Genomic DNA, 11135 nt, shown 5'->3' on the forward strand with positions numbered 1-11135 from the left:
GGGTGGGGGCGCGGACGGCGGTCCTGGTGGAGGGACCGAGCGATCTCGCCGCCGTCGGGACGCTGGCCGCGCGGCACCGCCGGGACCTGGCCGGCGACGGGGTGTGCGTGGTCTCCATGGGCGGGGCGATGAACATCGCCCGCTACGCCGAACTGCTCGGGCCGCCGGGGCTGGGGCTGCGCCTCACCGGGCTGTGCGACGCGAACGAGCAGGGCTTCTACGAACGCGGGCTCGACCGGGCGGGAGCGCCGCGCGAGGGGTTCTTCGTGTGTGTGGCGGACCTGGAGGAGGAGTTGATCCGCGCGCTGGGCGTGGCCCGGGTCGTGGAGATCGTCCGGGACGAGGGCGACCTCCCGGCCTGGCAGACCTTCGTCCGCCAGCCCGCCCACCAGGGCCGCCCGGCCGAGGGGCAGCTGCGGCGCTTCCTCGGCACCAAGAAGGGCCGCAAGATCCGCTACGGGCATCTGCTGGTACAGGCCCTGGCCCCCGGGCAGGAGCCGGCCCCGCTGCGCGACCTGCTCGCCGCGGTCTGAGTCGACGGGACAACCGGAACGCGACCGTCAGTACTCGACGGCGTCCAGGTGGTAGGTGGTGTCGACCCAGAACTCGCCGGCCTTCGCCTTGATGGAGAGCACGTACTGCCCGGGCGCCAGCGGGTCCAGGGCGCACCACTGGCCCCAGGCGACGCGCGGGATGCCCATCGCCAGGAAGCGCCTGGACGCGAACTCCTGCACCCGCAGCGGGACTCCGTTCAGCGTCGCCTCGGCCTTGGAGGTCTCGACCCGCCACGGCGCGGAGGACAGGCCGAGGGCGAGGCGCTGGGTGTTGAAGACCGGGAAGAAAACCGGCTGCCCGGCGCGGATGGGGCAGCGGCGCACCACGCGGCCGCCGTAGGTGCCGGCCAGGAACCAGACGTCCGAGGGCTGCCGCCAGTTGGCGAACTCGCCGGTGGTGTCACCGACGGGGCTGCGCTCGGCCGGGGCCGACAATGCCCACTTCCACCAGCGCGCCGCGAGCTCCGCGCCCCGGCGGGGGTCCACGGTGTCGGCACCGGTCTCGGGGGAGACGGCCTCGCCCACGGTCTGCTCCTTCGGTTCCACGCGCGCACCGCAGATCGGTTCGCCCCGCGACTTTATCCCCTGGGTTTGTCCCCCGGGAGCCGGGCCCTCCTGCGCGGGAGGGCCCGGGGCGGACCGCCGGGCGGTCAGGCGGTCAGGCGGCGGACGGTGACCTCGTACTGGTCGACCGCGCCGTCCCAGCGGACGACGACGGTGCCGCCCTGCGACTCGTCGTAGTCGTCGTCCTCGAACTCCTCGTCGTCATCGTCGTCGTCCGCGTCGGCCGGGGCGAACCGGACGAGGGCGAGGTCGTGGGACTCCTCGTCGCAGAAGGCCGCCAGATAGTCCCGCAGGGCCGGGTCGGCCACACCGGCCACCAGCTCGTGGGCCTCCTCCTCCACTTGGTCGGCGCTGTCGCCGAGACCGGCCGGGACCAGTTCCGACGACGTGGCGGCGGTCAGGCCGGTGGCGGCGCAGAGGGCGTCGAGCAGGGTGTCGCCGGAGGCGATCCGGGCCTGCCAGAGTGTCCACAACTCCGGCGGCAGGTCGGCCGAGGCGAGGTTGACGCCATGGCGCCCGGCCGCCCGGCCCAGGTCGGCGCCCAGCAGGGCACCGCGCCACTGGCCGCTCTCGGACTCCGCGACGGCGGCGGCGAGATCGGCGCCGAACGCGGCCAGCGTGTCCGGCAGTTCGCGCGGGTCGACCCAGAACAGCGACCGGCTGGCGTCGAACACCAACTCGGTCCCGGCCGCGTCACCGGGCGGGGTGAGCAGGAGATGGCCGGGCTCGACCGTCTCCTCCCCTGCGAGCGCGGCCCGGCCGACCCACACCGGGTCGTGGTCGAGTTCGGCCTCGTCGAGGAAGTTGCCGCCGTAGTAGGCCCCGTAGCGGGCGTCCCCGTCCTCGTACTCGGCCAGGGGCCGGCCGAGCACCTCCCCGAAGCCCTGGGCCAGAGTGGCCGCCCACTCCGCGGAACGGGTGGGCGGCGGCGTGCTGTTCTCAAGCGTCATGGCGGGAGTACAGCACGGCCAACCGACAACACCGGAAGGCGGGTTGGTTCAGCGGCTGTAGTCCTTGAGCTCCTCGGTGTCCAGCACCGCACCGATGAGCGGCAGCTCGACCCGCTCGCCGTAGTCGTAGCTCCGGATCACTCGGTAGCGGCCCTTGACCGGCTCGCTGTGGACGGTGACGGTGTCGTTGTCCCGGTCGACCAGCAGGTGGAGCGGGATGCCGCTCTCGGCGTACGCGCGGGGCTTCTCGACCCGGTGCCGCTCGTCGGCCCGCCGGTCGAAGGAGGTAATCTCCGCGACCAGCAGCACGCCCCGGGAGTCGGCCCACTCCCCCTGGCCCGCGAAGTACTCGGCGGGCGCGAGGGTGCCGTCCGGGCGGGCGGCACCGGCCGGGTAGGCGGCACCGGCCTGGCGTGACGGGACGAGGCGCAGGCCCTGTCGGCCGAAGAGCCAGAGGTCCGGCCGCTGCTGTGCGCAGGCCCGCTGGAGCCACGCGAGGATCTGGCCTCGGTCGCCGTCGGGCGCCGGCCTGACCCCCAGCTCGCCGCCGACGAGCTCCAGTACGACGTCGTGGCGGGCGGCGGTGTCGGCGATGGCCTCGAAGGCGTCGAGCCGCAGTTCCGGCCGGTCAGCCGGTGGCGCGGACATAGATGCGCCGGGGAGGCCGGCGGGGTCGGGGGCGACATAGATGCGGCGGGCCCGGTTGCGGGTGGGGTCGGTGCTGGGGGCGGGGTCCTCGGTGTCCTCGGGGGTCGGGGTCGAGGTCGGAGTCGGGGTGGGGCTGGGGTCGGCGGCGGGGTCGGCGGCCGGGGCGATGTGGTCCGTGGGTTCCGGGTCGGTGGCCTCGGTGGCGGGCTGGGTGGTGTCCGCCGGGTCGGGGTCGGGGGCCGGATCCTCGGTGGGCGCCTCGTCGGCCATCTCGGAGGGCGAGGCGGAGGGCGTCGTAGGTGCGCAGGAAGTCGCCGATGCCGACCTCGCGCCCGCCCGCCAGCCGGTAGTGCAGGTAGGCGACGGGCAGGCCGTCCGCCCCCCGCGTGTAGACGGCGCCGACCGGGACGTAGTAGCGGCCCGCGCCCGGGTGCTGGGAGGGGTGGAGCCCGGCCAGCAGTTCGGCGCGGTCGCGGTCGGTCTCGATAGCGCCCCGGCCGACGGTGAGCGCGTTGACGCCCCGGACGGCGAGGGCCGCCAGCACCGACACGAAGACCACCAGACCGATCGCGACCGTCCGGCGCAGCACCGGCCGGCCGTGCAGCGCCGGCCAGGAGTCGCTGGTCGCACGCTCGGGCGGCGATCCGCCGTCGGGCCCTCGTTGCCTCACTGTTCCCGCTCCCCCCCGGTCCGTCCTCGTGGCGGCCCGGTCGGGGGCGCGGCCACTCGTAGTGCTCGTCCTGGACCCTACGCTCCGAGTTCCGAGTGGGACCAACCACCCCGATCGGCCCTCGTGCGGCCCTCCGCTCAGCCCAGGTAGGCGGGGGCCACGGCGGCCTCCAGCAGCCGCCCGGCCGCGCCGCTGCCGTCGGCGGGGACGGTCCACAGGTCGGCGCCGAAGTCGCCGGGCATGGCGTAGAGCAGGGTGCGGTCGTCGGACCAGACGGCCTGGTCGTCGATGCTGCGCTGCTCGGCGGTGGCGGTCTCGGTCATGGTGGCGAGGTCGAGGACGTACAGCCGCCAGGGGGCGTCCGCGGAGGCGCCGGGGACGCGCTTCTTGTAGGCGATCCGGGTGCCGTCCGGGGAGAGGGACGGGCACTCGACGTTCTGGTGCAGGGTGGTGAGGGTGCGGGCGGCGAGGTCGCCGCGGACCAGGTAGGTCTGGCCGCCGGTGGCGACGGTGGCGTAGAAGGTGCTGTCGTCGGCGAAGGTCACGCCCCAGACGTTGACGTCCGGGGCCCGGTACGGCTTGCCGTCCTTGATCACGTCGAACTCCTCCAGGTTCTCCCGGAGGTTCCAGTCGCGGACGTCGACGATCGAGGTGCGGGTGGAGAAGTCGGTGCCCGCGTAGGAGTCGCCGCTGACGAAGACGGTCCAGGCGGCGAGGTGGCCGGAGGGCGAGACCCGGGAGCGGGTGGGGACGCCGGCGGCCGGGAAGGAGCGCAGTTCGCGCAGGTGGTCGTCGAGGACGACGGCCCGGTAGGTGTCCTGGAGGGCGCCCCGGTCGGCCCGCAGGCAGATGCCGGTGCCGGCGGCGGCGTAGAAGCGCAGGCACTGGACGCCGGAGGAGGTGCGCGGGCCGTCGGGGTGCCCGGCGGGGACGGTGACGACCTCGTCGCGGTGCGGGCCCCAGGCCATGTTGCGGAAGACCAGCTGGCGGGCAGCCGGGTCCTTGAGGGTGACCTCGCCCCGGGTGACGACCGGGCCGCCGGCCTGGGTGCGGTCGCGTTCGGCGGAGCGGTCCGAGGCCCACAGGACGGCGCCGGTGCCGACCGCGCCGAGCAGGACGACGGCGACCAGCAGGATCAGCACCCGGGTGCGGTTCGGGAGGGTGGCGGTGGTCACGAGGGCACCTCGGAGTCGTCGGTCGTGGGGGCGGCGGGCTCACCAGGGGCAGCGGGCCCGCCGGGAGCAGCAGCGGCAGCAGTGGCGGCGGCGGGCTCGCGCAGGACGAACGCCGCCCCGGTGACGCAGCCGGCCAGCGCCAGCGCCGACCAGGTCAGCGCGGTGGTGCCGCCGACCGCGCTCCACAGCGCGCCGAACACCAGCGAGCAGGCGAACCGGGCCAGCGCCTGCCCGGTGCCGACCAGGGCGAGGCCGGCGCCGCGCCGCTCGGCGGGGACGGTGTCGGCCGCGGCGGCGGCGAGCACGCCGTCCGTGGCGGCGTAGAAGGAGGCCTTCCGTGGCGGCGTAGAAGGAGCCGTGCAGCAGCAGGACGCAGACCACGACGGCCGGGCCGTCCAGTGGCGACAGCAGCAGACCGTAGGCGAGCAGCAGGACGCCGTGCCCGGCCAAGAACAGCCGGCGGCGGCCGATCCGGTCGGCGAGCGCGCCGAGCGGCACGGCGAGCAGCAGGAAGGCGCCCGCGGTGCCGAGCGGCAGCAGCGGGAAGTACTCGACGGAGAGGCCGAGCCGGCGCTGCACCAGCAGGTAGAGGAAGGAGTCGCTGACGGTGGTGAGGCCGAGCAGCACCGCGCACACGGTGAGCCGCCGCAGGCCGGGGATGCGCAGCAGCGCGAGCCCGTCCCGCAGCCGGGGGCGGGCGTCGGACGGCGGTTCGGCGCCCTCGGACGTCCCGGCGGCGTCGAGCCGGTTCGGCACGAACAGCAGCAGGACGAGGACGCCGAGCACCGCGACGCACCCGCTGACCGCGAACACCGCGTGGTAGCCCTGCTGCTGGCCGCCGTCGGCGAGCAGCGGGCCGCCGGCCAGCCGCAGTACGAGGAAGGCGGTGAGCGGTCCGAGCAGCGCGCCCGCCGTGTCCATCGCCCGGTGGACGCCGAACGCCCGGCCGCGGTGGGCCGGTTCGGTGGCGAGCGAGATCATCGCGTCCCGCGGGGCGGTGCGCAGGCCCTTGCCGGTGCGGTCGGCGGCGACCACGGCGCCGATCAGCGGCACGGTGTGGACGAGCAGCAGCAGCGGCTTGCAGAGCGCGGACAGTCCGTAGCCGACGGCGGCGACGGCCTTGTGCCGGGAGGCCCCGTCGCGTCCCCGGCGGTCGGCGAGGTGGCCGCCGAGCAGGCGGACGACGGCGCTGAAGCCGTTCTGGATGCCGTCGAGCAGGCCGAAGCCGAGCGGGGACAGGCCGAGGCCGGTGAGCAGGTAGAGCGGCAGGACGGCGCTGACCATCTCGGAGGAGATGTCGGTGACCAGGCTGACCACGCCCAGGGCCACCACGGTGCCGGGGACGGCCGCCCGGACGGCGGTGCGGCGTCCGTCGGCGGTACGGGGGCCGTCGCCGGTGCCGGGCCCGTCGCCGGTGCCGTCGGCGGCCTCCCGCCGCCCCGGCCGGGTCTCGGCCGGGGCGACGGGGGCCTTGGAGCTGCGGGAGTCCGCGACGTACACGGGCGTCAGTTCCAGATGCCGGTGATGGTGGCGGCGGTGGCGGCGTTGCCCGCGTGGCTGGTCAGGCCGGCGAGGTCCTCCAGGGTGCGCAGCACGTTGTAGTGGTTGTAGGTGGTGGCGGTGGTGGAGCCCGGGGTGACGTGGGCGCCGTAGAAGACGGTGGGGATGCGGTTGCCGGCGAGGCGGTTGTCCTCGTCGAAGGTGACGACGAGGATGCTGTTGTTGGCCTTGGCCCAGGTGGCGTAGGCGCCGAGCTTGTTCTTGATCCAGGTGTCACCGGTGCCGACCGAGCAGTCGTGCATGTCGTTGCACAGGTCCGGGACGACGAAGGAGACCTTCGGCAGGGTCGCGAAGTTCGTCGGGAACTGCGTCATGGTGTACGCGGTGTTGGTCGGCACGTTGGAGAAGCCGAACCACGGGTTGTGCTTCTGCGCGTACTTGCCGCTGGAACAGACGGTCGAGCCCTGGCTCGGCAGGCCCTCGTTGTAGCTGCCCCAGGTCTGGCCGGCGGCGATCAGCTCGGAGGCGAGGTTCGGCTTGTTGATCGAGCCGACGGAGACGCAGCTGTCGTCGGTGCGGCCCTGGTTGGAGCCGGAGAACAGCTGGTAGTAGTTGGGCTCGCTGGGGTGGGTGAGCCCGAAGGACTGGGTGAGGGTGGCGCCGCCGGCCTTGAGGGTGTTGTTGATGTACGGCGCGCTGGAGCTGCCGATGACCTGGGTGTAGGCGTGGTTCTCCAGGACGACGACGACCACGTGGTCGGGCGTCGGCAGGGCGGCGGCCTGCGCGGTGGTGCCGGTGGCGGCCCAGAGGCCGAGCGAGCCGGCGACGAGGCCGAGCCCGGCGGCCGAGGCGGTGAGCTTGCGGCGGCGGGGGCGGCTCGGGGCGGCACCCCCGGCGCTCGGGTTAGTGGCGCTCATGTCAACAGTGTCCGGAGTTTCGGGCATGGTGTCCTCCGTGCGTCGGGATCGGCGGCGGGCAGGGCAGGCTTTCCCGGCCGCCGGGTACTGCCGGGTGGGAGAGGACCGCCGGTCGGGGCACCGGCGGTTTCGGAGCGCCGCAAACAGTAGGAGCGGTGCGGTGGCGCGGGCCTCGGCGGAGAGGTGAAGAACTGGCGAACAGGGATCGGTGGCCGAGCTTCGCCGCCGGACGGCGGCCGGGGAACGTCACAATCGGCTCGATTGACCCGTCCGTCGCGGGCGTGGTGGGATTTCCGGCGGCCCCCGACGCCCGGTATCGCCCTGACCTGCGGCATTCCGCCCAAGCGGCGACCGGCGGATTTCGGCCGCCCCGGTGGCGTTCGGTGGCCGCAGGGCCGGGCCGACCGGCGTCCGGACCTCGGGCAGGTGTCGGGCGGGTGACGTGGAGGAGCGGGACGTGAGCGGACGGTGAGTGCGGCGTGAGGAATCCGGACCGGGACGGGCCCGGCCGCCCCGACGCTCGCCCCGAGGACCGGGGCGACGGCGGGCCGCGGGGCGCTGGGAGCACTCGGGGGGCGCGGACTCCGCGGGATGCGCGGGGCGCTCGTGACGTGCGCGGCGCAGTGCGCCCGCCGGACGGCGGCGGGTTCGTTCACGACGGCGGCCTCGTCGTCGGCGTGGGCGTACGCGCGACCGCCACGGAGACGGAACTGCTGGAGCTGATCCGGCGGACCCTCGCCGGAGCCGGACTGCCCGCCGACGCCGTCCGCGCGCTCGCGACCCTCACCGGCAAGGGCGGCCACCCCGCCGTCCGGGCGGCCGCGGCGGCACTCGGCGCCCCCGTGATCGAGTACCCGGCCGGGGCGCTGGCCGCCGTCCGGGTGCCGAACCCGTCCGGCACCGTCGGCGAGGCGGTCGGGACGGTCAGCGTGGCCGAGGCGGCGGCGCTGGCGGCGACCGGCGGCGGCGAACTCCTCGTCCCCAAACGGAAGACCGCGTCCGCGACGGCCGCCGTCGCCCGCACCCCCCCACCACCGGAACGCAGGAGAGCACCCGTGACCCCCCACTCCCCCGCCGGACCCGAGGCGCACGAGCCGGACCTGCGCCACCACGGGGACGCCGAGGTCCGCGCCGACGGCGCCGACCTGGTCGACCTCGCCGTCAACGTCCGCACCGGCACGCCCCCGGCCTGGCTGCGCGCCCGCCTCGCCGCCACCCTCGCCGACCTCGCCGCGTACCCCGACGGCACCGCCGCCCGCGCCGCCGTCGCCGCCCGGCACGGCCGCCCGGTGGACGAGGTGCTGCTCACCTCCGGCGCCGCCGAGGCGTTCGTCCTGCTCGCACGCGTCCTGATGCCGCGTCACATCACGGTGGTGCACCCCCAGTTCACCGAACCCGAGGCCGCCCTGCGGGACGCCGGACACCCGGTGCACCGCGCCGTGCTCTCCCCCGCCGAGGGCTTCCGGCTGACCGCCGACGCCGTCCCGGAGGAGTCCGACCTGGTCGTGCTCGGCAACCCCACCAACCCCACCTCCGTCCTCCACCCGGCCGCCGCCGTCGCCGCCCTGGCCCGGCCCGGCCGCACCCTGGTGATCGACGAGGCGTTCATGGACACCGTGCCCGGGGAGAGCGAATCCCTGGCCGCGGCACGGGAGTTGCCGGGCCGGGTGGTGGTGCTGCGCAGCCTCACCAAGACCTGGGGGCTGGCCGGGCTGCGGATCGGCTACGTGCTCGGCCCGGCCCCGCTGATCGCCGGACTCGCCGCCGCCCAGCCGCTCTGGCCGGTCTCCACCCCGGCCCTGGTCGCCGCCGAGGCCTGCTCGGCCCCGGCCGCACTCGACGAGGCCGAGCAGGCCGCCCACGAGCTCGGACTCCGGCGCGACCACCTGCTGAAGGGCCTGGCCGCCCTCCCCGAGGTCCGGGTGCACGGCGAACCGGCGGCGTCCTTCGTCCTGGTCGAGCTGCCCGGCGCGGACACCATGCGCGACCGGCTGCGCGAACGCGGCTTCGCCGTCCGCCGGGGCGACACCTTCCCCGGCCTCGGCCCGGACTGGCTCCGCATCGCCGTCCGGGACGAGGGCACCACGGACGCGTTCCTCACCGCGCTCGCCGAGGCCCTGGGTTAGGGAGTCAGGGAACGGCGGGCCGGCCGAGGGCGGCGGACGTCCCGAACGGCAGCGGGCCCGGACCGGGGATGGTGAGCGTCGGCGTGCCCGAGGGCGTCGTCACCGTCACCGTGACCGGCGCCGAGCGCCCGCCCGACCCGCCGTCCCCCGAGGTCAGGAGCACCACCGCCAGGGTCGCCCCGGCCGTCCCGACCACGGCCCAGCGCGCCCACCGCGCCGCCCGTCCGCCCGCGCTCCCGTCCGCCTCCTCGCCGTCCACGCCCTTGCCCGCCGTACCCTTGCCCGCCGTGTCCTCGAACTGCCGGTGCCCGCCGCCCATCCCGGTCGCCTCCCCGGACTCGGTTCTGGTACCCATGGGACCTCCTTGAGCGGCAACCGGTTCCGTTTCCGCGGGAAAACCCCTCAGGACACCGGCCCGACCCGGTCCCCGACCCGCACCCGCCCGGGCCGCAGCACCCGGGCGTACACACCCAGACAGGGCAGCGCCGACATGCCCGGCAGCGGCACCACCCGGTTGCGCTCCGCGAGCACCCGCAGCGCCGCCGCCGAGCGCGGCAGTCCCGGCCCGTGCGCGAGGGTGGGGACGGCGCAGCGCGGCGTCGCGGCCAGGACGTGCAGGCGCAGCTCAGGGCCGACCGCCAACTCCCCCTCCACCCAGCCGTTCTCGACGAAGCCGGCGACACCGCCGGGAGTCCGCAGCACCAGGTTGGGGCGGTACCGCCCGGCCGCCGCGTCGGGCGCGTCGGCGGCGGCGAGGGCGGCCGTGGTGAGCAGGTGGAGCGGCGCGAAGTCGAAGAAGGTGCCGGACGGCGCGCCGCGTCCCAACTCGTTCACAGTGAAGCCGACTTCGGCGCGCACGCCGCGCGCCAGCACCTCCTCCGGGACAGACCGTTCGACGCTCGCGCCCGGCGGCGGCACGTCCACCAGCCGGACCTTGCGGCCCAGCCGCTCCGAGAGCCCGCCCTCGTCGACGAGCTCGCCGTCCGGACCGAGCACGGCCACCCGGCCACCCGGCCCGGTGACCGCCGTGAACCCGAGGACGCCCGCCCACAGCCGCGGGTGCTTGGCGCTCACCACCCGTCCGGTGTCGGCGTCCAGCAGCGCCCACGCGCGGTCGCCGGCGATGCCGCGCTCCGACACCTCCGCCTCGCGGAGGTCCTCACCGAGCATCGACTTCACCGGGTACCGGCACAGCCGCTCCACCGCGGCGACCAGCATCGCGCTCAGCCCCCCAGCTCGGTCCGCGCCCACTCCCGCAGGGTGTCGAAGTCCTCGGCCCGCAGGCCGACCCCGGGGTGGATCCGGAACGTCGCCGCCGGGCCCGGGTGGTTGGCGGCTATCCACTCGGTGTCCTGCGGGCCCAGCTCGTCGTCCACCCAGACGAAGGGGCGCCCGGCCGCCCAGTCGACCAGGACCCTGGTCTTCCAGTGCAGGCCGTCCGGGTCCTCGTGGAACATCTCCGGCCAGGCGATGAACGGGAGTTCGGGCAGCCCGACGAGCGGGGCGATCCAGGTGTTGGCCTCGCCCTTCCAGGCTGTTGCCCAGACCAACTCGAAGGGCAGGTCGAGGAGTCGGGGGCCGTGGTCGGGGTTGATCCAGAGCCGGATCGGATCGACCTCCCCGGTCGGCCGTCCGGGGAAGCGCGCCAGCAGGAACTCCGGGCGGACGTGGTGGGTGCCGTATCCGGCGGGCTGTTCCGGCGGTTGGGCGGCGAACGGGTTCAGCGGGCCGTCGACGTCGAGGAGGAGCAGCGGGAGGGTGGTCATGACGCGAATGGTCCCGCGCCGCGCGCTTCTTGACCATCTTTTCTGCGGCGGGAGGGAGGGTGCGGGGCGGTCCGGAACAGAATCGGGATATTTCCCGCACCGGACCGTGAACGACCCCGGCGTACGGTCGTCCTGCGCCGGTGAGCGACACCGGCAGTCACAACCCTGGGGGATCCGCCATGCGCCCGCGCCGTCTCGTTCTCACCGCCGTCGCCGTCGCGGCCCTCGCCGTGACCGCCACCGCTTGCGGGCCGGAGAACAGCGA

10 protein-coding genes and 1 pseudogene are annotated in these 11135 nt (G+C 75.2%); 2 read left to right on the plus strand and 9 right to left on the minus strand.

Translation table 11 applies throughout. From position 1 onward, the window contains the following. The coding region (locus VR45_RS34395) for a TOPRIM nucleotidyl transferase/hydrolase domain-containing protein (RefSeq protein WP_045943836.1) at positions 1-533 on the plus strand (533 nt) is incomplete at its 5' end. Positions 534-560: 27 nt separating this feature from the next. Here the strand turns inward: VR45_RS34395 and VR45_RS34400 are convergent. The 6 genes and pseudogenes from VR45_RS34400 to VR45_RS34425 all read right to left on the minus strand — a co-directional run bounded on the left by VR45_RS34400 (position 561) and on the right by VR45_RS34425 (position 6978). Further along, entirely contained in the window at positions 561-1100 is a 540-nt protein-coding gene (locus tag VR45_RS34400) for a hypothetical protein (protein WP_234326449.1), read from the minus strand. A gap of 104 nt (positions 1101-1204) precedes the next feature. Then, positions 1205-2068: a hypothetical protein gene (locus VR45_RS47445; RefSeq protein WP_045943837.1), complete on the minus strand. Its 864-nt coding sequence runs from the start codon at positions 2066-2068 to the stop codon at positions 1205-1207. Between the two features lie 48 nt (positions 2069-2116). Further along, positions 2117-2986, minus strand: coding sequence for a Uma2 family endonuclease (locus VR45_RS34410; RefSeq protein WP_353612746.1), 870 nt, complete (start codon positions 2984-2986; stop codon positions 2117-2119). Between the two features lie 537 nt (positions 2987-3523). Then, the gene (locus VR45_RS34415; protein WP_045943838.1) at positions 3524-4561 is read right to left on the minus strand and encodes a PD40 domain-containing protein; all 1038 of its coding nucleotides are present in this window, start codon (positions 4559-4561) and stop codon (positions 3524-3526) included. Further along, positions 4558-6061: pseudogene (locus VR45_RS34420) on the minus strand (MFS transporter). The gene VR45_RS34415 and the pseudogene VR45_RS34420 overlap by 4 nt, the downstream one beginning before the upstream one ends. Before the next feature lie 5 nt (positions 6062-6066). Beyond that, on the minus strand, positions 6067-6978 hold the full coding sequence (locus VR45_RS34425; protein WP_045943839.1) for an alkaline phosphatase family protein: 912 nt from the start codon (positions 6976-6978) through the stop codon (positions 6067-6069). Between the two features lie 611 nt (positions 6979-7589). Here VR45_RS34425 and cobC point away from each other — a divergent pair. Next, positions 7590-9104 (plus strand): Rv2231c family pyridoxal phosphate-dependent protein CobC, encoded by a 1515-nt coding sequence (cobC, locus tag VR45_RS34430; protein WP_078897157.1) that lies wholly within the window; start codon positions 7590-7592, stop codon positions 9102-9104. Between the two features lie 4 nt (positions 9105-9108). Here the strand turns inward: cobC and VR45_RS34435 are convergent, their stop codons facing one another. Genes VR45_RS34435 through VR45_RS34445 form a run of 3 tightly spaced genes read right to left on the minus strand, consistent with a single transcriptional unit; the run spans position 9109 to position 10870 of the window. Then, positions 9109-9459 (minus strand): hypothetical protein, encoded by a 351-nt coding sequence (locus VR45_RS34435; RefSeq protein ID WP_045943840.1) that lies wholly within the window; start codon positions 9457-9459, stop codon positions 9109-9111. A gap of 47 nt (positions 9460-9506) precedes the next feature. After that, positions 9507-10355, minus strand: coding sequence for an MOSC N-terminal beta barrel domain-containing protein (locus VR45_RS34440; protein WP_234326450.1), 849 nt, complete (start codon positions 10353-10355; stop codon positions 9507-9509). After that, positions 10328-10870 carry a hypothetical protein gene (locus tag VR45_RS34445; RefSeq protein WP_045943842.1) on the minus strand — a complete coding sequence of 181 codons (543 nt, stop codon included), beginning with the start codon at positions 10868-10870 and terminating at the stop codon, positions 10328-10330. Before VR45_RS34445 ends, VR45_RS34440 begins: the two co-directional genes overlap by 28 nt. Positions 10871-11135: the final 265 nt, after the last annotated feature.

Origin of the sequence: Streptomyces sp. NRRL S-495, assembly GCF_000966955.1 — a bacterium.
In the GTDB taxonomy this organism is placed as follows: domain Bacteria; phylum Actinomycetota; class Actinomycetes; order Streptomycetales; family Streptomycetaceae; genus Kitasatospora; species Kitasatospora purpeofusca.